We start from the raw sequence: 24,017 nt of genomic DNA on the forward strand, positions 1-24,017 counted from the left end.
GTGGCCAGCAGAATCGTGATTGATACGAGTCAACTGAATAAAGTCGTCAAGGGTCTCGGTGAGTTCGAGAAACAAATGCCGGGTGCATTTACCTCCGCCGTAAACCGAACGCTGGATCATGTGTATTCAAAGACGGGGAGTATCGTCAAAGGCCACTACAACGTGACATCGAAGGAAATCAAAGATTCGATGGAAAAGCATAAGGCCACGTATAGCAGACCAAGAGCATGGATCCAGATTCGCAGCCGAAGGTTTACGCTGGCTCGTTTTTTACCAGGTGGTTTAGGTTCGACCTCGAAAATCGCCAAGGTAAAGGTCAAAAAAAGCGCTGGCTACAAACGAGTCGGGGGAAATCCAAAACCGTTTGTCCAACACTCTCCGGACGGAAATACGCATATTTTCAGAAGGACGGGCAAAAAACGCTATCCGATTGATGTGCTTCGGACGATTTCTCCAACTCAAATGGTTGAAAACCTAAATGTCGAAAAAGAAATCCAAGAAGCCGCAAACAAAATGTTGGAAAAACGTATCGACCATGAGATCAATTACCGGCTCAAGAAAGCAGGTGCAAAATGATCGATAATGTCATATTGGAGTCCATCCAGACCTTCTGCATCGATAATGTCGCGCCGAAGATCAAGCTGCAGGTACCGTATGATGATAAAATCTCCAAATACGATCTGATGCACCCGAACGTCTTTATCGGTTGGCTTCCGCCGCCGAATCAGCTCGACGAAGTACCTCTGCAGTTGGCCAGCGGGATCAAGAAGGCGCTACCGGCCATGGTCATCGGGATGGATGAGGGAGACGATGACGGAAACGATGCAGGCATCGCGATCAGGATCACGTTCATCGTCTATAATCCCGGTTTATATCCAGCAGACGGCAGCGGAATTGTCCCTGATTTCAAGGGATACCGGGACCTGCTCAATCTGATTTTCCTTTGTCGGCAGCAGCTTTTCAAAATGTATTTGGTCAACGGCGGAAAAACAGCCGCGCAGAAACCGTTTCGCTGGGGGATGTACCCGGATCAACCGGCAGGTTATTGGGCTGGTTATTTGACGTTCCGGGCGACGGCGGCCGTATTGGAATATATTCCAGAAGACTTTTAGAAAGGATGTGAGTAAATGCCATATCAACACGGGATTTTCGGACAGCAAGTGCCCACGACCGACACGCTGCCGCCTTCTGGCGTAGCGACTCTGCCGGTTTACATTGGTACGGCACCGGTGCAGCAGTTGGCTGATCCGGCTGCGGCTGTGAATGTGCCTATTCTCGTTAATAGTTTCGAGGATGCGCAAGCAAAGCTTGGCTACTCGGACGATTGGGCCACCTTTACGCTTTGCGAAGCGGTATATGCGCACTTCCGCAACAGCATTCAAGCGATAGGGCCAATCGTGGTGATCAACATCATGGACCCGGCTACGCACAAGTCGGCGGATACGGCGAACGTGGCGATCACGAACGGCGTCGGGTATCTGGATGCTCCTGCGATCTTATCCTCGATCGTGATCACAGGAAAAGTGTTGGGCACCGATTATACCGTCGAGTATACAACGGATGGCCGGGTAAAGTTTACCGCGCTGACCACGTTGGCCAACCCGACCACAGTCGACTTCGACAAGATGGACGTTTCCCTTGTGCAAGACTCGGATATCGTCGGCGGGAATGTGGCTGGAGTAAGAACGGGTATCTCAGTGGTAGAACTGATCTACCAAACGCAAAATATGATCCCGACGATCTTGGGCGCCCCAGGATGGTCGCAGAAGCCGACGATCAAGGCCGCACTCACTAGCATGGCGCAGAATATTAACGGCCACTGGGATGCTTTGGTTGTGGCAGACATTGACAGTTCGGCAGCGACGACGATCGCCGCGGCCAAGACGTGGAAGGACACCAACAGCTACATCGATTCGAATATGAAGATCGGTTGGCCGAAGGCGACATCCGCCGGCAAAAGTTACTTCGCTTCCACCCTGATGGCAGTCCGGATGCAGCAGACCGATTATGCCAACGACAACGTGCCGTTTGTTAGCCCATCCAACAAGCAAGTCGGGATTTCTTCACTGCTTCTTGCGGGCGGAACGGCGATCAGTTTTGACGAAACCGAAGCCAATGACCTTAACGCCGCAGGCATTACGACTTTCAATTACCGCGGCGGGCAATGGGTGCTTTGGGGTCCGCATTGTGCGAATTATGTGTATGGTGCCACCATTGATCCCAAAGATGTGTTTGACGCCGGCATCCGCATGATGATGTACATGACGAACACGTTCCAGGAGAACTACATGGCCAACGTGGACGGTCCGCTCAATCGCAGTGTTGTCGACACGATCCTGAACGACGCGAACACTTGGCTGAACAGCCTGGTCGCTGACGGAAAATTGTTGCATGGCTCGATCGCTTTCAACGAGACCAGCAATCCGACGAGCAGCATCGTTGAGGGTGATTTTGTGTTTGACATCATGACCACAACAACGCCGGTCGCCAAGTCGCTGACGTTTAAGGTGCAGTACACGACTAAAGGCATTAATACGCTGTTTGGGGGTGTGTCCTGATGAAATTCAGCAATAAAACTATTCAATACAAGCTGAAGGCAACAGACCAAAACGGCAGGATGATGCTGATTGACGATTCGTCCGACCTGCAGCTGCCGAGCATCGAGAAGCTCTCGGATACGATCAAGGGTGCCGGGATCATGGGCGAGATTGATTGGCCTACGTTCGGGCAGCTCGGCAGCATGACGTTCACCGTCAACAACCGGGCAGACAGCGGACAATATGCGATTCTTTCCAGACCGGGAGAAATTAAGTTTGAAGTTGTGTGGGTCACAGATGTACTGGATTCGAACAACGTGAAGATCGGCTTGCAGCAAAACAAAGTCTTCATGACCGGAGCTTCCAAGAAGTACGACATGGGGAAACTCGAAGTGAATGCTGCAGCTGATGGATCAAGCGACTTCGAAATTTTCTACATCCGTAAAGTGGTGGATGGTAAGGAAGTCCTGCTGATCGACAAATTCAATTACAAGTATGTTGTGAATGGCGTAGATTTCTACGCCCAACTGAGAACAGCTCTACAATAGATCTGTTCTCTCTTTATTTTGAGAGGAGCGAATTGGCATGGTAGAAGTGTTGAAATTGAGAAAGCCTATTGATATCAATGGCGAAAAGGTTTCTGAGCTCCCGTATAATTTTGAGGAAATGACCGCACGGGATAAGAGCGATGCAACTCGCGAGTTCAAAAAGTCAGGAAATATGGTATCCGTTCAAGAGCTGGATCCTGATTATCACCTGTATCTCTTTGCGGCCGCCGTAAAAAAAGCAAATCCGTCTATCGAGATTGAGGATGTGCTTCGGATGAGTGCAAAAGACGCAGGCAAAGCGGAGGCTGCAGCACGTGATTTTTTCTTTCTCGATTCGGCGGAATAGTCACAGACGAGTACATCAACAGCTGCATTACCCAATTAGTTTTTAACCATTTTACTACTCGTTCGGAGTGCTTGGATATGCCGATCGTGGAGTTCATAGAATTCTACGAATCACTCGCAGATGAAGCGGAACGCCAATGGAAGGAGGCGGAGCGAAGCAATGGCAAGTAAACGTGAGCTTCAGGCATTGATCGTGCTGGCCGGGAAGATTGATCCGTCCCTGCAGAAGGCGATGAGGAAAGCAGCGAATGAATCGAAAAAATTCAATCTCCAGTCCAGTCTGATCGGAAAGACCGTCAGCAAAGGTTTCGACTATGCGAAAAAGGCAGCGTTAGTTGGCACAGCCGCAATAGGAGCAGCCTTGGTCGTTACAGCAAAGAAGGGCCTCGACCTCGCCTCTGATCTGAACGAAGTACAAAACGTTGTTGATGTGACATTTGGGCAAAATTCTCAGCAGATCAACGCTTGGTCGCAGACTGCGCTAAAAAGCTTCGGCCTCTCTGAACTTTCCGCGAAGCAGTTTACCAGCACGATCGGGGCCATGATGAAGAGCTCTGGGATCGCGGCGAAGAATCTTGTTCCGATGTCGGAAAATCTGGCCGCGCTTTCCGGTGACTTTGCATCGTTCTATAACCTAGATCCTGCGGAGGCGTTTGAAAAAATCCGCTCCGGTATTTCGGGAGAGACCGAACCGCTGAAAGCCCTGGGTATCAATATGAGCGTGGCGAATCTCCAAGCATTCGCACTTTCCAAGGGAATTAAAACGGCTTATGAGAAGATGAGTCAAGCAGACCAAACGGTCCTGCGCTATAACTACCTGATGGAGCAGAGCAAAGATGCGCAGGGCGACTTCGCAAGGACACAAGGCAGCTATGCAAACCAGCAGCGGATGTTTGGCGAAAGCTTTAAGCAGCTCGCAGCAAAAATCATGACGAAGGCATTGCCGGCATTTACGAAGCTGTATGAAAAGGGAAATCAGCTGATCGACAGCTTTGCGAACAATCCTGAAAAGATGCAGAAGCTTCAGGATATTATCGGCAAGGTTGTAGATAAAGTAATTGCAGCGATACCAACAGCAATAAGCTACGCCCAGAAATTTGGCGGAGCGATCATGTATATTTTCAAAGCCGGATATAAAATGTTTCAGTACATTCAGCAGAACTGGTCCACGCTCAAACCACTGATATATGGCATTGTAGGCGCTATGATCGCTTGGAAGACGGTAACAGCTGGAATGGCCATCTACAATCAAGTCATGAATGCGATTAAGCTCGGAACCTTGGCGGTCGCGGCTGCTCAATGGGTGATGAACGCAGCGGTTTTAGCAAACCCCATGACATGGGTCATCGCCGGGATAGCGGCCGCGATCGGTGTTCTTGTTACTGGGATCTATTTGCTTATCAAACATTGGGATCTCGTTAAAGCGGCAATGATAGGTGCGTGGGAATGGTTTGTAAATCTCATTAAAAAAATACCTGACTTGGCTTTTGTGCTGGCCGGACCGTTAGCACCGATATTACTGCTTATTAAACATTTCGAAAAACTAAAAGAAATCGCCGGCGGGGCCTTGAGCGCAGTTAAAAAGTTTTTTGGGTTCGGAGGTAAAGACAAGGATACGCCTTCCCCGTCGGTACCAAAATTTGCTTCCGGTGGATTTGCAAACCGTCCTTCCATTTTTGGTGAAGCCGGTCCAGAAGCTGCGATCCCATTGAAACGGACACCGAGAAGCTTGAGTTTGTTGAACAAAACCGCACAAGTTCTTGGAGTTGGCGGCGGTGGTTCAGACCGAGGCGAAGGGCATACCTTTGTGTTTGCGCCGAATTACGGAAACGGCGGGCCGACAAAACAGCAAATGCAGGAAGATTTTGAGGAATTCAAACGTAAGTGCGAAGAATGGTTGAACTCGCGAGGGAGGGAGAACTTTGCCTAATTATTACACATACACGGCGCTAGCTGGGGATACCTTCGACAGCATCGCGCTTGACTTCTACAACCAGGAATCTCTCTCCTCAACAATCATCCAAGCCAATCCGCTATATCGAAATGTGCTGATCTTTTCCGGAGGCGAGCAACTGAAAGTCCCGATTATTGAACAACAGGCTGCGGCCTCGCTTCCGCCTTGGAAGAAGGCGAGCACATGAATATCATCTACAACGGAACGGATATCACATCCTCGGTTCAGCCAACGGTGCTTCAGATCACCGATAACGCCGGGGGAAAGCCGGATAGTGTGACGGCCGTCTTTTCTAACACAGAAGGGCTGTGGAGCAAGTGGAAGCCGTCCAAGAATGACACGCTTCGGATTAAGCAAGATGGATTCGATACAGGCACGATGTACATCGATGAACTGACACAGGGCGCCGGCGTATTTGGACTGAAAGCTCTATCCATTCCACAAATTGCAAAGACAGCCCGCTCGCAGGGGTGGGAAAATGTCCGCTTCTTGGAGATTGCGACGCGGATCGCGGCGAGGTACAGGTTCGGTCTTCAAACGTACAACGTCGTCAATCATCTCTACTCCCGGGTGGATCAGATCGAAGAACCGGACTTTGCTTTTCTTGCCTATCGCAGCATGCTGGAAGGCTACGCACTTAAGATCAACAATGGGAACCTGGTCATCTATGATGAGGCAACGGAGGAGCAGAAGGCGCCGGATGCGGTCAACGGAAAAATTTTTCTGCGTGACCTCCACGGGGCTTTTGAATTTAAGGATAAATCAACGGACATCTATGCAAAATGTATCGTCCGCAGTCAGATGTCCAGCGGGTATATTCAGGGTGAGTATTCGGCATCCGGTATATACGGACCGACGATGAAAAGAAACCTGTATATGACCAACCAAGCAGAAGCTAACCGGTGGGCGCGGGGACTGCTGAGAAGCACGAACAAATACATGATCACCGGAACGTTCGGCATCGACTTGAATCCGAATCTGGCCGCCGGAACGAGCGTGAACGTGAGTGAGGTCGGGATGTTTGACGGCAAGTTTTTCATCGATCGGTTGATTCATGACCTGATTCACAATCGAACCCAACTCACGATCCGGAAGCCTCTGGAGGGATACTGATGAATCGAAAAGGCGAGATCAGCTCAATTAACACAGTCGCTCAAACTGCCCGCGTGACATTCCGGGGATATGAAAACACGGTCACGGCTGAAATACCGTATGCGGTTGGCCTGACATTGAATATAGGGGATCGTGTTATGGTGGCGTTTTTCTCCGATAATTTGGCTGATGGCGTCATTATTGCGTCTATTAGGAGGTGAGCGACGGTGCCAATCGCATCATTTCGAGGTAAGGCGTTTCAGGTTAGTGCCAATAAAAAATATACTTTTTCCGGACTGTCATGGAGCGGCGCCCTCGATACGGAGACTCAGGATAAGTTAGGGAGCAAGCCCAGCACTTATATTAAAGGTGAATCGCTCGATGGCATGTCCTTTGAAGTTCCACTGCGGGCGGATTTTGGGATTAATGTCAGGGCTCAAATTGAGGACTGGAAAGCGATTCTGGCATCTAAAAAACCAGATATTTTCATTCTCGGATCAAAGCCGCTGGGAAAAAACAAATGGCTGTTGAAATCCGTATCCGTGAGCGATGAGGAGATTGATGCAAGCGGAAATTTCCTGAAGGCCACGCTTAAACTGGAGTTCGAAGAATATGTCCGCGCGGGAACTGCGCAATCTCAAACCTCCGCAGCAGGGGCAACAAACCTGAATTTAACACCGAGCCAATATATTTACGATCCGCCCAACAAGGCAGACGATAAACGTGACAATCCAAACCTGGATCATGCGCTTTGGGGGTTGTAATCATGCTGATTGAAATTAATACGGCTCAGCCTCCTGCCATTGATTGGGGAGCAACCGGTGCAAAGGAAATTGCCCAAAACGTGTATCATTTGTTGAACATGATGAAATATGAGGTGGCCTATGACCGGACGCTTGGTGTTCGGCCTGATTTTCAGGATGCACCGTTGCAAGAGGCGATATCGCTCTATACCGCGCAGGTATATGCAGTTATCAGCGAACGGGAGCCGCGGGCCACGGTGCAAGAGGTCACGTTCACAGGGATTGTCGAAGAAGGAAACCTGAGCTTCAAGGTGGTGATCGAGATATGACGACGGAATTTCAGCCGATTCAGTTTGTGGATGCCGATGCGCAGGGCATTTCAACAGAACTGATCCAGGCATATGAAAAGGCTACTGGCATCACGCTTTATCCGGGAGACCCCCGGAGAATATTCTTTTTGCAGCTGGTACCGGTCCTGCTGGCTTTGAAAAACGACATCAATTATACCGGAAACCAGAACCTTCTCCCATTTGCGGATGGTGATGTTTTGGACGCTCTTGGAGATCGAATCGGAGTGCCGAGACTTGCAGCACAACCGGCAACCGTCACTATCAGATTCACGCTGTCATCCATTCAGCTTGATCCTGTCGCCGTCCCGATCGGAACAAGGGTGACTCCTGACGGATCGATCTATTTCGCCACAACTCAAGAACTGGTCATCGCAGCCGGAGCAACAACTGGTGATGTAACAGCGGAATCGACGGAAGGCGGAGAGAAGTATAACGGATTTGTGGCCGGCCAAATCAATATCCTTGTTGATCCCGTCCCTTATGTGGCCAGTGTCACCAATACGGATATCAGCTCCGGAGGGTCGGATGCAGAGACTGACGACGCATACAGGGAACGTCAGCGTTTGGCGCCTTCCTCATTCAGCGTAGCCGGCCCGACGAACGCTTATATCTTTTGGGCAATGTCGGCCGATGTGACAATTGTCGATGTGGCCGTTACCTCGCCAAGCGCCGGAGTTGTGAACGTATATCCCCTGCTCAAGGACGGCGGAATCCCGAACCAAACGATACTAGACAAGGTGTTAGCCGAAGTCAATGCAAGTGATCGGCGGCCGCTGACGGACCAGGTTTCCGTACTTGCTCCGACGGCTGTCAACTACGACATTACATTAACCTATTACATCAGCGCGGAGCGATCAACGGAAGAGGCGGCGATCCGGGCGGCGATCGAGAATGCCGGCGGGGCCATTGACCAATATGAGGCGTGGCAGAAGGCAAAACTCGGACGAGCAGTCACTCCGGATGATCTGCTGTCGAAAATGTACGCTGTCGGCGCCTATCGAGTTGTCGCAACGTCTCCGGTATACACAGCGATCAACGCAAATGAGGTGGCAATTCGAAATCTCAAAACGGTCACATACGGAGGGCTGATCTAATGGATATTTCAAACGTAGATCTGCTCAAACTGCAGACGAAAGTCATGCAGAACGACTCAGACGTGCAAGGATTCGCAGCAGCATTAAATGCTCAATTCCAGCAGCTCGCTGGAGAGATCATCAACGTACTGACCTACTCCCGCATCGATCAACTGTCAGAGGAAGTCCTGGACATCCTTGCGTGGCAGTTTGCAGTTGATTGGTATGATGCTACCAGTGATCTTGCGACGAAACGCCAAGCGATTAACGACGCGCTCAAAATTTACCGCATCCGGGGCACTCCCGCCGCCGTTCAGCGTGTGGTCGAGATCTATTTTGGCGACGGTGTGGTGGAGGAATGGTGGGAATATGGCGCAGTGCCTTATCATTTCCGGGTGACAACGAACAATTCCGCTGCGACGAATGAAAAAGCGGCGCTATTGTCAAAGGCGGTTCAAGCGGTAAAAAGACTTAGTGCCGTTTTTGATGGAGTTGTGATTACCGATGTGGAGACCACGCCGATGTACTTTGCCGGCATAGCCCATACAGGAGAATTTCTAACCGTGAAACAGGTGGTGACTTAATATGGGGGCTTTTGGGGGATTTATTTTAACCAAAGACGGACGAGCACTCCAAACGAAAGCACAAGCCGGGGCTCAGCTGAATTTTACCCGCGTAGCTGTGGGTAATGGGGATCTCAACGGTCAATCCATCTCCGATTTACACGCTTTGATTAGCGAGAAAATGTCCCTGACGATCAACAAATTCAAAACCATGCCCGATTATCAGGCGGTGGTTGGTGCCAAACTTTCCAACCAAAATGTCGTCACAGGTTTTTATTTTAAGGAGTGGGGCATCTTTGCTCAGGATCCGGACGTGGGTGAAATCCTCTACTGCTATGCAAACTCTGGCTCTGGCGCCGAATACATTGCCGCCGGCGGTGGATCAGATGTAATTGAAAAGCAAATTGACTGTATCGTGATAATCGCTAATGTATCGAATGTCAGTGCTACGATAAATACTTCACTAACTTATATTACGCTGGATCAAATTGGAGTATCAGGCGGCGTGGCTTCACTGGATGCGAACGGGCAGGTTCCCGACACGCAGATTCCGGCGATAACTGATGTAAAAATCGGCAACCGCACCATCTCTGATGCTATGGCTCCCACCGGGGACACTGGACTGATCACGACGCTGTTTGGCTGGCTGGCCAACATGATCAAAGCGATCACCGGAAAGTCGAGCTGGCGGACTGCTCCGGCCACAACGCTGGAAGCGGCGAATACGCATATGAATCGTACCGATAACCCCCATGCCGTCACGGCGGCGCAGATTGGAGCGGCGAATATACTTGCGCAGATGCTGACTGTTGATGGCGCAGGAAGTGGTCTTGATGCTGATTTATTTGACGGATTGAATAGCCTAGCTTTTATGCAAGATTATGCTTATATAAACTACTGGGCTAGTAATGATGCTAATACGGCGGTTAAGTCGGGCGCATACAAATTTCAATCAGGCAGTTTAAATACGCCTACGAATGACTGGTGTACGATACTTACAGTTGCGGCAGACACTAACAGGATTATTCAAATTGCCCAGCCGTGGAATGCAGGAAATTTCCTGTACTGGCGCAGGAATAATGCTGGTGTATGGACGGCTTGGGCGAAGATATGGACAGCAGACAGCGACGGCGCAGGAAGCGGATTGGATTCGGATTTACTAGACGGACTAAATTCGGGAAACGCCAGCGGGAACATACCGATCAGCAACGGCACTAAAAATGTGAATTTGCAAGCGGATTTAGTTGATGGCATGCATTTCCGCGAAAATGCAGGCGTACCGCAATATTCGGTTGACGGAGGGGTGACGTGGAAGGATATGGGTAAATTTTGGGATAAATATAAAACACCGATTCTTTATAACGCCCTACCTGCATTAAGTACAACAGGTTCTTGGGTTACACTTTTTAGTGTTACAGGAGAAGGGTTCTTGAGTCATGCCTATTTACGCCCGGACAGCTCGGGGTATGTAAATGGCGTAAAGGTGATAGTAGATGGTGTGGAAATTTATAGTTTAGATTCTACGGGAGCAAACTTAAGCGTCTCCTATAACTACGGAATTGCCACAATTGAGCATCTTATAGCAAATAATACATTTGCTCCGGTAGGGGTTAGTATAAGTGGCGCAGTTTTTCAATCGGTAGGCTCCGCCGTTCCATTTGTTGATACATCGTCAAGCAATGCTAAATCAGGCATATTGCTTGATAAACCATACCCATTTTCATCTAGTGTTCAACTCCAAGTAAAATTAGCTGTAGGGGCACCGTCCCTCACACTGCAGGGCGCTAACGTAGGGGGAGTGATGATTTAATGATAGTAGAAAAATCTTCACAGAATGGAATATTAATCGTAACTAGGACAACTGACAACGGTTCTGTAATGATATCCAACGAAGGTTATGCTTTATATGTAGTAGTGTCCGTAGACAAAAACAACGTACCTTCTGACGGTTCAGTAACGGTTACGATCACAGCTGAAATCTTTGATTATCTGGATGCTCCGCAAACATCCGACACACGGAATATTACGTTTGAAATGGGTGGCGTGACGGATACAAAACCCGCTGTAAACGGAGTAGCAACAACGACATTCACGCCGGGCGTGCCGGGTACGTCAGTCTTTACCATCACAGCAGACGGCTGTAACTCGGCACAGATCGAGGTGATTGCGGTATGATAAAAAAGCATGAAGTGGAGAAGCGGCCGGGTGGTGGATTCGGCACAAAGCCAACTCCGGAATACACAGCCAAGCAGGAACGGGAAGCGCGGATTGCGGCTGCACTCGCCAGCCCGAAAGCAAGTCCGACGAACAAAGACATACAGCAGTTATTACTGGACATCGCGGCCCGACAGTCGGAAATCTACGACATGCTGAAACAGCGCACCTAACGGGGGCGTTTTTTATTTTATACGGGGGTGGTGTAGTGGAAAACGATCAATATCAGGTGCTCTCGGAAATCCGGGAGCGAGTCGTTAGAGTGGAAACCAAACTGGATGCCATGACCGATGTCAGGCATACGGCAGAAGAAGCAAAAGAGAAAGCACAAGAAGCATTATTATCATCACGATCCGCGCACCATCGTCTCAACAAAATCGACAAAATCATATTTTGGACAGGCACGACCATAATCGGGGCGGTCATCCTTGGGGTGATCGCTCTTATTGTGAAAAATCCAATGAATTGAGGTGAGCCAATGAGAAAATACACACTTCAGCCGGACCCGCTGGATATGCGAGACTATGTCTATCGCAGTACCTTCAAAACGCCTGCAGACCTGCCCAAGCAAGTCGACCTCCGGACGCAGATGTCCCCGGTAGTGGATCAAGGGTCAATCGGCAGCTGTACGGCGAACGCGATTGTCAGCGGCCTGCGGGAGTATCTGCTACTCCAAGCTGGCAAGCCGCTTGAAGCACTCAGTCGGCTCTTTCTCTACTGGCACGAGCGTGAAATCTTGGGCAGAGTCAACGAGGATTCCGGGGCCAGCCTCAGGGACGGCATGAAGGTGCTGCAGCAGACCGGGGTCAGCTCCGAATTGCTCTGGCCTTACTCAAAGGATTTCCGAACACAGCCGGATGCAGATGCAGAGGCCGACGCCGGACGGTTCCGGATCAGGGAGTACCACCGCGTCAACAGCATGGACGATATCAAAGCAGCACTCGCTCAGGGTCTGCCGGTGGTGTTTGGATTTGTGGTCTATGAGTCGCTTGAGAGGGTTGGCAGTGACGGCATGGTATCTGTCCCGGATGTGGGCAAGGAAGCTCGTCTGGGCGGCCACGCAATGGTATTCGCGGGCTACGACGACGACCGACAGGTGTTTATCGTCCGAAACAGTTGGGGACCGAGTTGGGGAGACAAAGGATACTGTTACTTGCCGTATCGAGCGTTTTACGGCTTTGTAATGGATACATGGACGGGGAGTGTTATGATGCGATCGAAATTTATCAAGTCTCTAGCGCCTTATGCGGTTGAGGATATGCGGAAAAGTAGAGTCCCGGCATCACTTACGATTGCCCAGGGGTGTTTGGAGTCGGCAGACGGAAACAGCGGGCTGACGCAGGATGCAAACAATTTGTTTGGTATTAAGGGCACTGGTCCGGCAGGAAGCGTCTTAAAATGGACAACCGAATATGTCAACGGAGTCGCGCAGCGTGTACAGGCTTATTTCCGGGCTTATCATGATTGGGGCGAGTCCGTTGCAGATCACTCCGCGCTATTGGTCAACGGTTTAAGTTGGGACCCGAACAGATACCGCAATGTGTTGGGAGTAGATGGGCGAACGGCAGCCCGCGAAATCCAAGCAGCGGGATATGCTACTGACCCAAACTATGCTGAGAAGTTGATAGCAATTATGGATGAGTACAACCTTTATCAATATGATATGGAGGCTGATGAGATGACAGCGGAAGAAAAGAAAGCATTTGATGTGCTGGCCGCGCAAGTGGCGAAACTGGCAGAAAAGATTCCGGCTCCGCAATGGTTTGTGACGGAATTTGGCTCCACTGATCTGGGCGGATTGATCCACGATCCGAAATTTACGGAAGAGGGCTGGCGGACGCTGGCTGTGTCCTTGAGAGCGCAAGAGGAGAAAGGATTTAAGTAAACTGTGAAACGAAAGAAGATGGGCTACGGAAGCGCCGTTGTATCATTACACACCAGACATGTGATACCCGCTACTGGCGGTTATTTTTATGCCCAAAATGGGCGGAAGGGATGATTTAAATGGATTACCAACCGTATATCCAAGACATCGTTCAGGCGGTCTTGGGCTTAGCTGTTACTTTGGTCGTATATTACATCTCCACCCTCAAAAAGCAAGCTATTGTTTGGCTGGATGCCCATACCACAGCCAACCAGCGGCAGACGTTGCATGCCGTGGCACAGGAAGCCTTTAGCTTTGCAGAAACTGTTTGGGCGCAATACCAAGGTCCGCAGAAGATGGCGGCGGCGATCGATTACGCCACACAAAAGCTGAAAGGTTACGGTATCAACGTTACGCAGGAAGAAATCCGGGCAGCCATCGAAAAAGCAGTCCTGGAATATAACACAAAGGCAAAGCCTGCACCTCAAATGACCGTAACAACCGGATCGGGGCAAGCTCCGCAAACGCCTAACGTTACAAACTCCTAACCTTCCGATATCCTCCTCGCTTTCCCCGCTGGCTTCGGCATGGCGGGGAGCAGGTAACTTTTTATCGCTGGGAGAAGTAGCAAATTCTGCTACACAGATCACGCATACGTCGGATCATTTTCGAGAGTCCCGGTAATCTTCAATTTGTTTACGTGTCCAGATTGGGCCGGAAGCAAGTCGAATGATCGGCTCCGGGAAACTGCCACGCTGCATGTATGTGCCGATTCGACGTTTATCCCAGCCCAAAATTTTTGCGGCTTCCGCGTACCCGATTATCGAATCTTTTTCCCACCCGACCCATTTCAATGCTTCTTCTTCGTCCATTCCACGGATCGCGGCGGCAAATATCTCTTGTGCGGGATGCTGGTCTGTGTCAAAACGTTTTGCTTGTTCCAGTGCATCATCCATCCCTAAAGCTTCGACGACAACCCAATCCCGTCCATATGCTTTGATGGGGAGATTCCACGGCACTACACCGTGGAACTCCATTATAATACCGTCAGCGACGATATACTTTTGCATGAGTCTTACCTCCTATTCATTTAGACTTCTTCCAGCATTCCGTCTGGATGCTTGACAAAAATCCGTTTCGGGCTTGATTTAAGAGTGTCAATCAAGCGTGATGCGACGGCCGCTGGGAGTTGTTTTAAGTCATTGTTGATTGCCTCCAGGATGACGGATAAATCTTCTGGGACTTTGTGTGACGCCATCAGGTCATTGATAAAAGCAACTTGCTTTTCTGTTGCTCTCGGTGCGCCTTCCGCTTTTGCTAACATCATTTTTACTGCTTCGATTGTTACCTTTGACATTTAAAATCACTCCGTTTCTTTTGGATGTCTTTAATATACACTAAATGTATGTCAACGTCAACATTATTTTTTAAAATGATGTACGCGAAATCCTTTCATGATTGCCTCTTCTCGGTTTGCCGCCCATATGTTACCTGCGCTACTTTTCTGTACTTGCTAACGTATAATTTTTGTGGTATCCTTGCTTTAAGGAGTGATATCCATGGGAACATCGGCGACCAGAGCAAAGAATAAATATCAGGCTAAAAACTATGACCGTGTGCAGTTCCTTGTCCCGAAGGGCAGAAAAGATGTTTATAAAGCTGCGGCGGCGGCAGTGGGTGAGAGTCTGAATGAATATATCGTCAAAGCCATTGAGGAACGTATGGAACGGGAGGGGAAGGTATGAAACGAAACAAAGCAAGATACCTAGATTATTTTATTGACGGACATGTATTGATCCCGGCGCTTTTCTTATCATTTGAGGAGCATGAGAACTTGCTTGATGCCGCGTTCGATGGTAAGCTTGAGTTGAGGTCGAAACTGCGAAGGAGAGGAGCCTGATCAGCTCCCCTCTCCTTACTACTGGGTTTTACGAGTCCGTTGCAAATGGTTCTCGTAAGCCCTTTGCTCTTCGGCGGTTAGCGCGTATCGCGCTTCGATCGCCTCGACTTGCTGGCGGAACTCTGCTTGCGTGATGCGCCCGAGTGCCATTCGGTCGCGTGCTTGACGCATTCGGTGTTCCGCTTTTTGCATTTTTTCAAATGCCTGCATCGTCAACTTGTCCACTTGATCCCCTCCTTTCTATACTTCTATTATATACGTACACACGTATAAAGTCAAGGAAAAAATAGCATGATTGGGAAGTAAATATTTTTTACAAAAAATAAATATTGTTTATATTGACATAAAAATCTGATTTGTATATATTATAGATACAAAGTTAATCACACGTAATTATTAAAAGAGGAGGAAAAAGCATGGCAAAATACAATATCACTGATGATCCAAGCGCGATCGTTCGTCCGGAAAATCCCATATCTGAAATGGTGGTCGAGATTCGAATTGTTGGAAATCTCATCGAGGTTCATAATCCGGATCGGCATGACGATCTTTATGATCTTGCTAAAGGAATATTGAAACTCTCATGGGAACGAGGCCGTTGGGTACGGAAAATTCACCCCACGAACGGAACTGTAGAGGACCGCGCTGCCGAAATTGGTCACCGGCTTTTGGATAAGGGCTTCATCATTCACATAGAAAACGAATCAATTCGAGAAAAAGCTATATCTGGACAATATGAACAAGAATGCATCAAATGGATTATGATGCGCACAAAAGGAGAGTATGAGGGTTGGTTTACGATTGAGTGGGACAGAGGAGTGGACGATTTTTATTCTGCTGCTCGACGTATCACAGGAAGTAAATGGAACAAACCATACGTAGTTGTGCCTGCTCGACATTTTGATGAAGTGATGGATTTTGCCGGAAAATATGGTTTCCAGCTTTCAAAGGGCGCTCAAGAACTCATCGAGAAAGCGCACGCGGAAAGAGCGGCGGAACTCATCGTTCACGTTCCAAAACCAACAAAACAATCCAGGACAATTATCGCTGATAAACCTCCAGTATTGGACATCCCGCAAGGAGATGAGATTGATGAGAATTTTCGAGACGACGACTGATCTTTTGCCGCATCAGATTGATGCAATGAATAAACTTCTGCCTTCCCGGATCAATGCGTTGCTTATGGAGATGGGCACCGGCAAGAGCCGGACGGTCATTGAATTGGCAAAATATCGTTCGCGTAAAATTGACAAAGTGGTTTGGTTCTGCCCGGTGTCATTAAAACAAACGGTGCTGGGCGAGATCCTGAAGCATACCTATTGCACGCGAGAAGATATTTGCGTTTTTAACGACGAAATAACAGAAAAGACAATTCCTGATGCGATGTGGTATGTTATCGGTATTGAGTCGATGAGCTCCAGTGCCCGCGTCATTCTAACGGCGCACAAACTGATCACCGAGAAAACATTCGTCATTTTGGACGAGTCGACGTATTGCAAATATCACCGGGCTAAACGGACGATGCGAATTACTACCTTCTCAAGGGAAGCCAGATATCGTGCTATTATGACCGGAACGCCTCTCAGCAAGGGTGTGCAGGACTTATATTCACAATTCTATTTTCTATCACCCAAAATATTGGGATATAGCTCATTCTATTCATTTGCGGCAAATCATCTGGAGTATTCAGACAAGTTCCCGGGTATGATTGTCAGGGCACATAATGTCGAGTATCTGGCTGCAAAAATCAAACCATACACTTATCAAGTCACAAAGGAAGAAAGCTTGAATCTGCCCACCAAGCTTATGAGAACAGTATATTTTGAAATGTCTGAGGAACAACAAGAAGCTTACGGACAAGCAAAGTATGATGCGTTGGATGCGGTGGAATATGATAGGTTTGATCGATACTATATCTTTAAACTATTTATGTGGTTGCAGCAGATCGTGAGTGGGTTTTGGAATCGAAACGGGAAGTTACTTGAGTATAAACACGATCGATTATCTACGCTTATGGACTCAATTGACAAATTGAGAGATGATAAAATTATTGTCTGGGCGAAGTTTCAGTATGATATTGAACATATAGCGGATGCTCTTCGCACAGCTTACGGGTACGATTCGGTAGCTTTATATTATGGGAAAACTCAGGAATCGAAACGAAAATTGGAGGAAGAGAAATTCCATAAAAATGCTCGTTTTTTTGTCGGAACCCAAAGCACTGGTGGTCATGGGTTGACGCTGAACGAGGCGAACAGGGTATTTTTCTACAACAACGGATTTAAATATTCCGAACGAGAGCAAGCTGAGGATCGTTGTCATCGGATCGGTCAAGAAAAAGACGTGATCTATACGGATATCCATTGCGTAAACTCAATCGATGATCGCATATATAAGTCGCTTTCAAAGAAAAGCTCCGTGTTGTATGATTTTCAAAAAGAAGTGGATAAAGTCAAAAAAGACCGAATTAAGGAGTTGATTAAATCGCTATGAACGAAGAAGAAGCACGAAAGAAAGCGTTAGAAGCCCGTGATCTCTATAACCTAGGCCGTATCAATTTCAAACAGGCGGAAGAGATGATGGCGGAATATCGCGAAATCTTCAATGCTCGAGCTGTCGAAATCGCCAAGAAATATGGGCAGAAACCACAAAAGTTCAGCGTGAAAATGTATATCAAATATGGGAAGTGATGAAGTGAAACCCATCTTCTATTCAAAATCTCCAGACGCCCGGGCCGCATTCATCCGATCCTATTTCGCACGCAGCGGATTGAAAAAACTTGCCTATCTCGTGCCGAAAAAATTCATGCCGGATATTGCAGCGAGATTTCCGGAAGCCACCCTACATGCATATGAGGACGTGACAAAATCGAACGATCTGTTCAACTTAGCTGACGATCAGACACTGCTTGTCTTTGATCGTCCATCCCGGTATAAACTTATCACGAACAACACATTCGTTCGTCTGAGTCGGATCGCGGAGAGGTACTCGCACAAGACCATGGTGGATATCGTACCATTCACAACCGGCATTGAATACTTATACTCGCCGCTAGCGTTCATTTATCGCGGAATCCTTGGCTATCAGCATTGGTACAGTTTTCGAGAAAATAATTGGGAATTGACGCCGGCCGGGGAGCGGATACGCGCGCATGATTTCCGTTGGTTGGCTCAAAAACTGGCGAAGGCGGCGGAAATCGATTATTCCGATTTTCTTGGAAATCATGTTGAAACGATCGATTGTCCGCTGACCAGGTCTGAAGCATCTGAATACAAGCAACTGCGGGACAGGCTTTTTGAGGAAAACAAAACAGCCAGCCCGATCATCACGACGCTGGCGGATTGGACAAACATCCGGGAAAGCCGATATGAAATGCTAGAGAAACTACTGCGAGAGTCTGGCCGAACCGTCGTATATACAAACTTGTCCGGCCACAACAAACGCCTGCAGAAACGATTCCCAGGTATCGAAGTCCGGTCATTCTACGACACTAACGGCGGCGAGGATCAATACGATCGTGTCATTCTATTCGAGACGCCTATCATCCGGGGGTATTTATTTCTGGATGTAATCGCAAATGTCCGGCCAGACTGTGAAATTATCGTATTTCGAAGCGATACGACCGTCGACCGACTCTTGTATAAGAGAATGTTCGACGAGTACGACAGTATCAACCTGTTCTCGAAAATGCTCTATGAGGAGGTGCAGCATGCGGGCCGGAACTAAGCTGTATTTGCCGGAAAATGTACTGGACGCGGCTACAAAACGAATATCATTGCTTTTTGACCACTTTCGAAACATCGTGATCTCCGTTTCTGGTGGAAAAGATAGTACAGTGCTATTTGACCTGTGTTATCAGGAAGCGCATCGGCGCGGTCGGGAGATGAATGTATTTTTTCTTGATCAGGAAGCCGAATACCAGTCCACGATCGATCAGGTGAAGCACATCTTGTCACACGACGGCGTCCGACCATTCTGGTTTCAGATACCGCTCAAAATGACAAATGCCGCTTCTCTCCGAATAGATTTCCTCTATGCCTGGGGACCGGGAGAAGGGTGGATGCGAGAGAAGGATCCGTCAGCCATACATGCGATTGATCGGAACTATCCGCAACGGTTTTATCCATTTCTGGAATGGTGGGATAAAGCATATTGGGATTTGGAAGAGACGGTGTTCATTGTGGGGCTCCGGGCCGAAGAAAGTTTAAACCGCTTCCGATCCGTCGTCAAAAACCCCGGGTGGAACGGGCTGATGTGGACGACCCAGACAGGAAAATCCGGCATCAAGGCATATCCGCTTTATGATTGGACGTTTGAGGATATCTGGCATCATATCGCCGTTCGTGGGCTCAGATACAACCGAATTTATGATTTTATGCACTGGCGCGGCCACCGGATCCAAGATGTGCGTGTTTCCTATCTTGGGCATGAAAACTCACTCAAAAGTCTTGAATCACTGCATGAGTTTGAACCTGATACATACCGGAAACTGCTCGAGCGAATGCCTGGCGTGCATGTGGCGGCCCGATACATCAAAGAAGATATGATTTACAACGCTTCAAGGCTGCCGCCGGCATTTTCGTCCTGGCGTGAATATCGGGATTTCCTGTTGGAGACGACGCCAAGCTCGCATGTCGAGCGGTTCCGGGAACGATTTGCCGGTCAGCTGGATGACGAAAGCGTTCACCGACAACAATGCCGACAACTCCTTATCAATGATTGGGAATCGAATATTCCAGTCGTAAAACCTAAGCAATCGAAAGAGGACAATCTCGCGAAATGGAGGGAAATCCTGTGAATGTTGAACTGGTAAGAACGAACCGGGATGATCCGAACTTCTACAACCTGATTGGGCCATTCTTCGGCAGCCGGCAGGTGGCGAAAGACTTGGGCATGCCGATCTGGAATGATCCGGGGCGGGAATGGATTGTTGCGCTTTCTAATTGTGTACCGATCGCCTGTAGTAGCATTGAATTTTTGAAAACGCCTGGGAAGGCGGTTATGAAAAGTGGCTGGGTACACCCCGACTGGCGCGGTCAGGGCGTCTATAATCGAATGTTTGAAGAGCGTTTGAGAATCGCGAAGGAACGCGGCGTTAAACGAATTATAGCGACGGTCACGGATAAAAGCTACAATACCCACATACGTCATGGTTTTGAGCAGATCGGAATAAAAGGAAAATATAAAATCATGCGAAAGGAGCTGGAATAGATGTTCGATCAAGTAATTGAGCAATTAAAAAGAATGCCAGAGGCAGAACGTATCTCTGCCATCAATGAACTGCAGCGACTTCTCAAAGATGTACACCCTATTCAGCATCCGGTTGGCGCGGTCCAATGGATTCCTGCGGAGTTGGTTGAGGCTAATGAATACAATCCAAACTCTGTGGCTCCCCCTGAGATGCGCCTGCTATACCATTCCATCAAAGAGGATGGTTATACACAGCCGATCGTCGCATACTGGGACGAAGAACGACAGAAATATATCATCGTGGACGGATTTCACCGGCACCGTATTGGGAAAGAATATCGGGACATCCGGGAGCAGATAAAAAACCGTCTTCCGCTCGTCGTCATCAATAAACCGATTGAAAACCGCATGGCCTCTACGATCCGCCACAACCGGGCCCGGGGGAAACATTCGGTACTAGGCATGACGAATATCGTTGTGGAGTTGGTGCGGAAGGGTTGGGACGATGTGACTATCGCCAAACATTTAGGTATGGATGCGGACGAAGTGCTCCGACTCAAACAGACTTCTGGAATTGCAGAACTGTTCAGGGGCAGACAGTATTCAAAATCTTGGGAACTTGGGGGCGTAGAATATGCTGACATTTGAACCATTTCGAATTTGGTACGACCGGCAGAGAAATCCGGAAACGGGAAAAAAGAAAAAAAAGACGGAATTATATGGCGATTGTGGTTTTTCTTCAAATACTGGGGCGAAAATTTGGAACGATGACTTTCCTGTTCTCTCTGACACCATCGAAACGATTTGCAGAGTGTACGGGTTGCGGATTGATCAAGTATTAGAATATAGGAGGTTGGGGAAGAATGAAATACCTGAACCACATCACCCTAAACACCGGTCACATTCAGAAGACATACCCAGGCGAAGTCAATAAACAATTGTATTTAAAACTGCAGCGTATCTACAAAGAGTCACTAAACGGCGAAGCGGAGGTATTGGACGGATACACGGCTAAGAGCACATCGACGGATAACGGGACTCTCATCACACTGTTTCGTGACGACGCTCCAATCCTTACGACTGCGATCAGCTCCAACGACGACGGGATGATTTGGGAAATGATCCATAACTCGGCCGCATCTCCGTTGTACACGAAACTGAGTGATCCGCTGCCCATTCCGTATATCGCGGACCGTTTGGAGGTAGGGGTTGTGTTACACATGGATGCCTTGCAGTGGACTGGCGATTTTTCGCGCTGTATGGGGTGGATTATACTAGCGCCAGAAGAGATTAGATAAGGGGACGCCATGCAGTCTGGCCTTTCAGCGCAAAACGCTCCGGATCATCGTGAATTATACAAGAAAATACGGCCGTCCCCCGACGATCCGGGAGCTGATGATCAAGACTGGCAGGGATGAGGCGGCGATCCTGGACGCACTCGAAGCGCTGGCCGAGGACAGATATATCGAATGGTCACGGGAGCGGCCGGAGAGGATCGTCGTGAAGCCGGGGGTGTGGTGAGTCCATTTGAGGGCTCTTTTTTTATGTGGGAAAGAAGGAAAATGAAGGAAATTGTCGAAGGAATTATTATCAAGCTAAACGGGGTGATTGTGTGATTTTTGTTTGGTTATTTCTTTTTGTTATCATTGTTGCAGTAGTTGCTGGCGTTGTAATGGGGGTAAAGCAGGCTGCTAAACTCAAGAAAAGGACGAAAGAGCTTGGTGCATCGGCCAGCCTAAGCGTTCAATATGTGGATGGTCTGCCTTTGCAACCTGGAGTCAAATGTGATCTGTTCTTGCTTGAGGAAAAGCTGCTTATCGAAAACGAAAGTCAGAAGTTCGAAATTAAGAATCAAAACATCCGGGTGGCAACCGTGAAGAGCGAACAGGAGATTCTTGAAAAAAGTAAAAGTGTTGTTGGCCGGGCAGTTGTTGGAGGGGTATTGCTTGGCCCTCTAGGCGCTATCGTTGGCGGTATGACGGGAGTTGGCAACAAAAGAAAGAAGGGAAAGAAGAGCCATTTCTTCATCCTCAATTACTTAGACTCCAAAGGAGAAATGCAGTCTGTCACATTTATGGACGATATGGCAATCACATTAAGTGTATTTGCAGGTCAATTAAACAAAGCGACAATCCAATATCGACCAGAGGTAGTGGAGTTATAAGAAAATAACCATAAGCCCCAAGGCTTTGAGCTGCGGGGCTTTATTTTTCCCAAACGTCCTCAACAGTCCAAGTCTTTTGAATCCCCTTTTCTTTTGCCCTCCCATTGATCACATCTAAAATTCGATAAGCAAGATCAAAAGAAAAATTCGTGTTGTGTCGCATGATGTTCGTGACCGTGTTCCTATGCACGTCGAGTATATCGGCAAGCTCCGTTTGAGTCATGTCCAGCAGAGATAAAATGCTTTTCAAGTGGCAAATCATTTTCATCACCTCTAACTCATACATTCCATTTTATGCTTGTCGATTCCTTTGATGAAAAATAAGAGGTATTGCCGAATAGAAAATTATTCATCTGCACAAAAAATTAGTCAACTTCACAATAAAATGTGCATAAGATATACCATCAAACCGAAAAGGAGATGGTATCATGCAAGAAAAACTCGCGCCGTGGTTTGTCCTAATTCTTGGCGCACTGGCCTGTGTGGGGTGGTGGTCACTTTGGCAGTGAAACCATTCCACCAGCGGCTTGCGGAGCTCTGGACACTCAACAAGCGTCGGCCGCTGACGCCGGAGGAGATGACGGAGGTTCAGCATTGTTTGTCCCTGAACACGAAATACGTTTGGGAAATGGCATACCTGGAGAATATGTCTCTCATCGCCTCGATGACAAATGATGTGGATTGGCAGCATGAAATCTGCATTGAGATTGATCGAATCGAATTCGGAGAGAAAAAGAAAAAGCCGGGCCGCAAGAGCACCGACTGAGTTTTTACCATTTTCTTGTATACCATTTTGTCGGAAATTGTGATATTTTTGGAATTACCTGATAGTGGGAGGTGATTCATATGAGGAACAAAGATCCGGTACAGAAAAAGAAAACAACCTTTGGCAGAGGTTGTTTGAAAAAAAAGGTCATTGATAATGTACAACAATAAATGATTGCAGTAAAGTGAAAAATGCGTGAACAAAAAAATCTTGACGCCGATAAACTTCACCCATAAGTGAAAATCCAGATTAGGAGGGAGCAGGTATATCCTACTCTTTGCCTTTTTGCAGTTCTGATAAAGGAACTTCTCGCCACTCATGGAGAGCTTTTGGATGACAACCTAATATCTCAGCAGCATTGATCGATCTCTCATATGAAAATTGGCGTTCGCCGCTGATGACCATGGAAGTGAAAGACTCTTCAACGCCGAGTCTTTTCGAAAATTCTCTCTGCGTCAAACCAGCTTCCTTTAATCGTTTTCGCAAAAGGCTCCTCCCCATCTGGAGAGCCATTTTTCACCTCGACTTTGAATTGCTTGGAAAGATTATACACCGATCTGTATTATTTTGTAAACACCCAAAGGAGATGGACACATATGACCGATGAAGAAAAACAGATGCGAAAAGCGCAATTGATACGTGAAATCGTGCTTGAATTACTTAAGAAACAAGCAGGAAATAATTATTCCTTAAAGTATAAAAGGTGATCCGATT

Annotated in this window: 38 protein-coding genes; 33 read left to right on the plus strand and 5 right to left on the minus strand. The window is 48.1% G+C overall.

The features are described from left to right. The 19 genes from VF724_RS15730 (at position 1) to VF724_RS15820 (ending at position 13,831) form a co-directional block, all read left to right on the plus strand. The gene (locus VF724_RS15730) at positions 1–576 is read left to right on the plus strand and encodes a phage tail protein (protein WP_371755208.1); all 576 of its coding nucleotides are present in this window, start codon (positions 1–3) and stop codon (positions 574–576) included. Continuing rightward, the gene (locus VF724_RS15735) at positions 573–1,112 is read left to right on the plus strand and encodes a hypothetical protein (RefSeq protein WP_371755209.1); all 540 of its coding nucleotides are present in this window, start codon (positions 573–575) and stop codon (positions 1,110–1,112) included. Before VF724_RS15730 ends, VF724_RS15735 begins: the two co-directional genes overlap by 4 nt. Before the next feature lie 15 nt (positions 1,113–1,127). Next, positions 1,128–2,558 carry a hypothetical protein gene (locus tag VF724_RS15740; RefSeq protein WP_371755210.1) on the plus strand — a complete coding sequence of 477 codons (1,431 nt, stop codon included), beginning with the start codon at positions 1,128–1,130 and terminating at the stop codon, positions 2,556–2,558. Beyond that, positions 2,558–3,085, plus strand: coding sequence for a phage major tail tube protein (locus VF724_RS15745; RefSeq protein WP_371755211.1), 528 nt, complete (start codon positions 2,558–2,560; stop codon positions 3,083–3,085). Before VF724_RS15740 ends, VF724_RS15745 begins: the two co-directional genes overlap by 1 nt. A gap of 37 nt (positions 3,086–3,122) precedes the next feature. Next, positions 3,123–3,431 carry a hypothetical protein gene (locus VF724_RS15750; RefSeq protein ID WP_371755212.1) on the plus strand — a complete coding sequence of 103 codons (309 nt, stop codon included), beginning with the start codon at positions 3,123–3,125 and terminating at the stop codon, positions 3,429–3,431. Positions 3,432–3,590: 159 nt separating this feature from the next. Further along, complete coding sequence (locus tag VF724_RS15755; protein ID WP_371755213.1) at positions 3,591–5,360, plus strand: phage tail tape measure protein; 1,770 nt, start codon at positions 3,591–3,593, stop codon at positions 5,358–5,360. Continuing rightward, the gene (locus VF724_RS15760; RefSeq protein WP_371755214.1) at positions 5,353–5,571 is read left to right on the plus strand and encodes a tail protein X; all 219 of its coding nucleotides are present in this window, start codon (positions 5,353–5,355) and stop codon (positions 5,569–5,571) included. Before VF724_RS15755 ends, VF724_RS15760 begins: the two co-directional genes overlap by 8 nt. Further along, positions 5,568–6,497, plus strand: a complete 930-nt coding sequence (locus VF724_RS15765) for a phage late control D family protein (protein WP_371755215.1) — start codon at positions 5,568–5,570, stop codon at positions 6,495–6,497. The genes VF724_RS15760 and VF724_RS15765 overlap by 4 nt, the downstream gene beginning before the upstream one ends. Next, positions 6,497–6,697 carry a hypothetical protein gene (locus VF724_RS15770; RefSeq protein ID WP_371755216.1) on the plus strand — a complete coding sequence of 67 codons (201 nt, stop codon included), beginning with the start codon at positions 6,497–6,499 and terminating at the stop codon, positions 6,695–6,697. Before VF724_RS15765 ends, VF724_RS15770 begins: the two co-directional genes overlap by 1 nt. Positions 6,698–6,703: 6 nt before the next feature. Then, complete coding sequence (locus VF724_RS15775) at positions 6,704–7,240, plus strand: phage tail protein (protein ID WP_371755217.1); 537 nt, start codon at positions 6,704–6,706, stop codon at positions 7,238–7,240. Between the two features lie 2 nt (positions 7,241–7,242). Then, the gene (locus VF724_RS15780; protein ID WP_371755218.1) at positions 7,243–7,548 is read left to right on the plus strand and encodes a hypothetical protein; all 306 of its coding nucleotides are present in this window, start codon (positions 7,243–7,245) and stop codon (positions 7,546–7,548) included. Further along, positions 7,545–8,663 carry a baseplate assembly protein gene (locus VF724_RS15785; RefSeq protein ID WP_371755219.1) on the plus strand — a complete coding sequence of 373 codons (1,119 nt, stop codon included), beginning with the start codon at positions 7,545–7,547 and terminating at the stop codon, positions 8,661–8,663. Before VF724_RS15780 ends, VF724_RS15785 begins: the two co-directional genes overlap by 4 nt. Beyond that, positions 8,663–9,226 (plus strand): phage tail protein I, encoded by a 564-nt coding sequence (locus tag VF724_RS15790; RefSeq protein ID WP_371755220.1) that lies wholly within the window; start codon positions 8,663–8,665, stop codon positions 9,224–9,226. The genes VF724_RS15785 and VF724_RS15790 overlap by 1 nt, the downstream gene beginning before the upstream one ends. 1 nt (position 9,227) lies before the next feature. After that, positions 9,228–11,015 (plus strand): phage tail-collar fiber domain-containing protein, encoded by a 1,788-nt coding sequence (locus tag VF724_RS15795; protein WP_371755221.1) that lies wholly within the window; start codon positions 9,228–9,230, stop codon positions 11,013–11,015. Continuing rightward, positions 11,015–11,380: a hypothetical protein gene (locus VF724_RS15800; RefSeq protein ID WP_371755222.1), complete on the plus strand. Its 366-nt coding sequence runs from the start codon at positions 11,015–11,017 to the stop codon at positions 11,378–11,380. The genes VF724_RS15795 and VF724_RS15800 overlap by 1 nt, the downstream gene beginning before the upstream one ends. Continuing rightward, positions 11,377–11,592: a hypothetical protein gene (locus tag VF724_RS15805; protein ID WP_371755223.1), complete on the plus strand. Its 216-nt coding sequence runs from the start codon at positions 11,377–11,379 to the stop codon at positions 11,590–11,592. The genes VF724_RS15800 and VF724_RS15805 overlap by 4 nt, the downstream gene beginning before the upstream one ends. A gap of 35 nt (positions 11,593–11,627) precedes the next feature. Next, on the plus strand, positions 11,628–11,888 hold the full coding sequence (locus tag VF724_RS15810; RefSeq protein WP_371755224.1) for a hemolysin XhlA family protein: 261 nt from the start codon (positions 11,628–11,630) through the stop codon (positions 11,886–11,888). Between the two features lie 9 nt (positions 11,889–11,897). Further along, positions 11,898–13,304, plus strand: coding sequence for a glucosaminidase domain-containing protein (locus VF724_RS15815; RefSeq protein ID WP_371755225.1), 1,407 nt, complete (start codon positions 11,898–11,900; stop codon positions 13,302–13,304). Between the two features lie 119 nt (positions 13,305–13,423). After that, positions 13,424–13,831 (plus strand): phage holin, LLH family, encoded by a 408-nt coding sequence (locus VF724_RS15820; RefSeq protein ID WP_371755226.1) that lies wholly within the window; start codon positions 13,424–13,426, stop codon positions 13,829–13,831. Between the two features lie 114 nt (positions 13,832–13,945). Here VF724_RS15820 and VF724_RS15825 read toward each other — a convergent pair whose 3' ends face one another. After that, complete coding sequence (locus VF724_RS15825) at positions 13,946–14,353, minus strand: hypothetical protein (protein WP_371755227.1); 408 nt, start codon at positions 14,351–14,353, stop codon at positions 13,946–13,948. A 20-nt stretch (positions 14,354–14,373) separates the two neighbouring features. Further along, positions 14,374–14,640 (minus strand): hypothetical protein, encoded by a 267-nt coding sequence (locus VF724_RS15830; RefSeq protein WP_371755228.1) that lies wholly within the window; start codon positions 14,638–14,640, stop codon positions 14,374–14,376. Between the two features lie 202 nt (positions 14,641–14,842). On the opposite strand from VF724_RS15830, the gene VF724_RS15835 reads away from it, so the two are divergent. Next, the gene (locus tag VF724_RS15835) at positions 14,843–15,028 is read left to right on the plus strand and encodes a transcriptional regulator (protein ID WP_371755229.1); all 186 of its coding nucleotides are present in this window, start codon (positions 14,843–14,845) and stop codon (positions 15,026–15,028) included. Continuing rightward, a complete protein-coding gene (locus VF724_RS15840; RefSeq protein ID WP_371755230.1) occupies positions 15,025–15,183 on the plus strand; it encodes a hypothetical protein in 159 nt (52 codons plus the stop codon). The genes VF724_RS15835 and VF724_RS15840 overlap by 4 nt, the downstream gene beginning before the upstream one ends. Positions 15,184–15,201: 18 nt before the next feature. On the opposite strand, the gene VF724_RS15845 is transcribed toward VF724_RS15840, so the two are convergent. Next, a complete protein-coding gene (locus VF724_RS15845; RefSeq protein ID WP_371755231.1) occupies positions 15,202–15,408 on the minus strand; it encodes a hypothetical protein in 207 nt (68 codons plus the stop codon). Positions 15,409–15,599: 191 nt separating this feature from the next. On the opposite strand from VF724_RS15845, the gene VF724_RS15850 reads away from it, so the two are divergent. The 11 genes from VF724_RS15850 to VF724_RS15900 are packed head-to-tail and all read left to right on the plus strand — an operon-like array spanning position 15,600 to position 22,537. Beyond that, positions 15,600–16,301 carry a hypothetical protein gene (locus VF724_RS15850; protein WP_371755232.1) on the plus strand — a complete coding sequence of 234 codons (702 nt, stop codon included), beginning with the start codon at positions 15,600–15,602 and terminating at the stop codon, positions 16,299–16,301. Next, positions 16,276–17,676 (plus strand): SNF2-related protein, encoded by a 1,401-nt coding sequence (locus VF724_RS15855; protein ID WP_371755233.1) that lies wholly within the window; start codon positions 16,276–16,278, stop codon positions 17,674–17,676. Before VF724_RS15850 ends, VF724_RS15855 begins: the two co-directional genes overlap by 26 nt. After that, positions 17,673–17,873, plus strand: coding sequence for a hypothetical protein (locus VF724_RS15860; RefSeq protein ID WP_371755234.1), 201 nt, complete (start codon positions 17,673–17,675; stop codon positions 17,871–17,873). Before VF724_RS15855 ends, VF724_RS15860 begins: the two co-directional genes overlap by 4 nt. A gap of 4 nt (positions 17,874–17,877) precedes the next feature. Beyond that, positions 17,878–18,909 (plus strand): hypothetical protein, encoded by a 1,032-nt coding sequence (locus tag VF724_RS15865; protein WP_371755235.1) that lies wholly within the window; start codon positions 17,878–17,880, stop codon positions 18,907–18,909. Further along, positions 18,893–19,981 (plus strand): phosphoadenosine phosphosulfate reductase domain-containing protein, encoded by a 1,089-nt coding sequence (locus VF724_RS15870; protein WP_371755236.1) that lies wholly within the window; start codon positions 18,893–18,895, stop codon positions 19,979–19,981. Before VF724_RS15865 ends, VF724_RS15870 begins: the two co-directional genes overlap by 17 nt. Further along, positions 19,978–20,394 carry a GNAT family N-acetyltransferase gene (locus tag VF724_RS15875; protein ID WP_371755237.1) on the plus strand — a complete coding sequence of 139 codons (417 nt, stop codon included), beginning with the start codon at positions 19,978–19,980 and terminating at the stop codon, positions 20,392–20,394. Before VF724_RS15870 ends, VF724_RS15875 begins: the two co-directional genes overlap by 4 nt. Beyond that, positions 20,395–21,021 carry an IbrB-like domain-containing protein gene (locus VF724_RS15880; protein WP_371755238.1) on the plus strand — a complete coding sequence of 209 codons (627 nt, stop codon included), beginning with the start codon at positions 20,395–20,397 and terminating at the stop codon, positions 21,019–21,021. After that, positions 21,008–21,307: a helix-turn-helix domain-containing protein gene (locus VF724_RS15885; protein WP_371755239.1), complete on the plus strand. Its 300-nt coding sequence runs from the start codon at positions 21,008–21,010 to the stop codon at positions 21,305–21,307. The genes VF724_RS15880 and VF724_RS15885 overlap by 14 nt, the downstream gene beginning before the upstream one ends. Beyond that, positions 21,237–21,671, plus strand: a complete 435-nt coding sequence (locus VF724_RS15890; RefSeq protein ID WP_371755245.1) for a hypothetical protein — start codon at positions 21,237–21,239, stop codon at positions 21,669–21,671. Before VF724_RS15885 ends, VF724_RS15890 begins: the two co-directional genes overlap by 71 nt. Before the next feature lie 16 nt (positions 21,672–21,687). Then, the gene (locus VF724_RS15895) at positions 21,688–21,894 is read left to right on the plus strand and encodes a LexA family protein (RefSeq protein ID WP_371755243.1); all 207 of its coding nucleotides are present in this window, start codon (positions 21,688–21,690) and stop codon (positions 21,892–21,894) included. Between the two features lie 25 nt (positions 21,895–21,919). After that, the gene (locus VF724_RS15900; protein WP_371755240.1) at positions 21,920–22,537 is read left to right on the plus strand and encodes a hypothetical protein; all 618 of its coding nucleotides are present in this window, start codon (positions 21,920–21,922) and stop codon (positions 22,535–22,537) included. Between the two features lie 40 nt (positions 22,538–22,577). On the opposite strand, the gene VF724_RS15905 is transcribed toward VF724_RS15900, so the two are convergent. After that, positions 22,578–22,823 carry a helix-turn-helix transcriptional regulator gene (locus tag VF724_RS15905; protein ID WP_371755241.1) on the minus strand — a complete coding sequence of 82 codons (246 nt, stop codon included), beginning with the start codon at positions 22,821–22,823 and terminating at the stop codon, positions 22,578–22,580. Positions 22,824–23,042: 219 nt separating this feature from the next. On the opposite strand from VF724_RS15905, the gene VF724_RS15910 reads away from it, so the two are divergent. Further along, entirely contained in the window at positions 23,043–23,303 is a 261-nt protein-coding gene (locus VF724_RS15910; protein WP_371755244.1) for a DUF7667 family protein, read from the plus strand. 270 nt (positions 23,304–23,573) lie between these two features. Here VF724_RS15910 and VF724_RS15915 read toward each other — a convergent pair whose 3' ends face one another. After that, the gene (locus VF724_RS15915) at positions 23,574–23,789 is read right to left on the minus strand and encodes a helix-turn-helix domain-containing protein (protein ID WP_371755242.1); all 216 of its coding nucleotides are present in this window, start codon (positions 23,787–23,789) and stop codon (positions 23,574–23,576) included. Positions 23,790–24,017: the final 228 nt, after the last annotated feature.

The sequence above is a fragment of the Ferviditalea candida genome (assembly GCF_035282765.1).
GTDB lineage: Bacteria > Bacillota > Bacilli > Paenibacillales > KCTC-25726 > Ferviditalea > Ferviditalea candida.

Bases quoted from the DNA above. Each gene is read 5' to 3' on its own strand.
- VF724_RS15735 (WP_371755209.1), top strand. From the start codon at position 573: ATGATCGATAATGTCATATTGGAGTCCATCCAGACCTTCTGCATCGAT.
- VF724_RS15740 (WP_371755210.1), top strand. From the start codon at position 1,128: ATGCCATATCAACACGGGATTTTCGGACAGCAAGTGCCCACGACCGAC.
- VF724_RS15745 (WP_371755211.1), top strand. From the start codon at position 2,558: ATGAAATTCAGCAATAAAACTATTCAATACAAGCTGAAGGCAACAGAC.
- VF724_RS15750 (WP_371755212.1), top strand. From the start codon at position 3,123: ATGGTAGAAGTGTTGAAATTGAGAAAGCCTATTGATATCAATGGCGAA.
- VF724_RS15755 (WP_371755213.1), top strand. From the start codon at position 3,591: ATGGCAAGTAAACGTGAGCTTCAGGCATTGATCGTGCTGGCCGGGAAG.
- VF724_RS15765 (WP_371755215.1), top strand. From the start codon at position 5,568: ATGAATATCATCTACAACGGAACGGATATCACATCCTCGGTTCAGCCA.
- VF724_RS15770 (WP_371755216.1), top strand. From the start codon at position 6,497: ATGAATCGAAAAGGCGAGATCAGCTCAATTAACACAGTCGCTCAAACT.
- VF724_RS15780 (WP_371755218.1), top strand. From the start codon at position 7,243: ATGCTGATTGAAATTAATACGGCTCAGCCTCCTGCCATTGATTGGGGA.
- VF724_RS15785 (WP_371755219.1), top strand. From the start codon at position 7,545: ATGACGACGGAATTTCAGCCGATTCAGTTTGTGGATGCCGATGCGCAG.
- VF724_RS15790 (WP_371755220.1), top strand. From the start codon at position 8,663: ATGGATATTTCAAACGTAGATCTGCTCAAACTGCAGACGAAAGTCATG.
- VF724_RS15795 (WP_371755221.1), top strand. From the start codon at position 9,228: ATGGGGGCTTTTGGGGGATTTATTTTAACCAAAGACGGACGAGCACTC.
- VF724_RS15800 (WP_371755222.1), top strand. From the start codon at position 11,015: ATGATAGTAGAAAAATCTTCACAGAATGGAATATTAATCGTAACTAGG.
- VF724_RS15805 (WP_371755223.1), top strand. From the start codon at position 11,377: ATGATAAAAAAGCATGAAGTGGAGAAGCGGCCGGGTGGTGGATTCGGC.
- VF724_RS15815 (WP_371755225.1), top strand. From the start codon at position 11,898: ATGAGAAAATACACACTTCAGCCGGACCCGCTGGATATGCGAGACTAT.
- VF724_RS15820 (WP_371755226.1), top strand. From the start codon at position 13,424: ATGGATTACCAACCGTATATCCAAGACATCGTTCAGGCGGTCTTGGGC.
- VF724_RS15825 (WP_371755227.1), bottom strand. From the start codon at position 14,353: ATGCAAAAGTATATCGTCGCTGACGGTATTATAATGGAGTTCCACGGT.
- VF724_RS15830 (WP_371755228.1), bottom strand. From the start codon at position 14,640: ATGTCAAAGGTAACAATCGAAGCAGTAAAAATGATGTTAGCAAAAGCG.
- VF724_RS15835 (WP_371755229.1), top strand. From the start codon at position 14,843: ATGGGAACATCGGCGACCAGAGCAAAGAATAAATATCAGGCTAAAAAC.
- VF724_RS15840 (WP_371755230.1), top strand. From the start codon at position 15,025: ATGAAACGAAACAAAGCAAGATACCTAGATTATTTTATTGACGGACAT.
- VF724_RS15850 (WP_371755232.1), top strand. From the start codon at position 15,600: ATGGCAAAATACAATATCACTGATGATCCAAGCGCGATCGTTCGTCCG.
- VF724_RS15855 (WP_371755233.1), top strand. From the start codon at position 16,276: ATGAGAATTTTCGAGACGACGACTGATCTTTTGCCGCATCAGATTGAT.
- VF724_RS15860 (WP_371755234.1), top strand. From the start codon at position 17,673: ATGAACGAAGAAGAAGCACGAAAGAAAGCGTTAGAAGCCCGTGATCTC.
- VF724_RS15870 (WP_371755236.1), top strand. From the start codon at position 18,893: ATGCGGGCCGGAACTAAGCTGTATTTGCCGGAAAATGTACTGGACGCG.
- VF724_RS15880 (WP_371755238.1), top strand. From the start codon at position 20,395: ATGTTCGATCAAGTAATTGAGCAATTAAAAAGAATGCCAGAGGCAGAA.
- VF724_RS15885 (WP_371755239.1), top strand. From the start codon at position 21,008: ATGCTGACATTTGAACCATTTCGAATTTGGTACGACCGGCAGAGAAAT.
- VF724_RS15890 (WP_371755245.1), top strand. From the start codon at position 21,237: ATGAAATACCTGAACCACATCACCCTAAACACCGGTCACATTCAGAAG.
- VF724_RS15905 (WP_371755241.1), bottom strand. From the start codon at position 22,823: ATGTATGAGTTAGAGGTGATGAAAATGATTTGCCACTTGAAAAGCATT.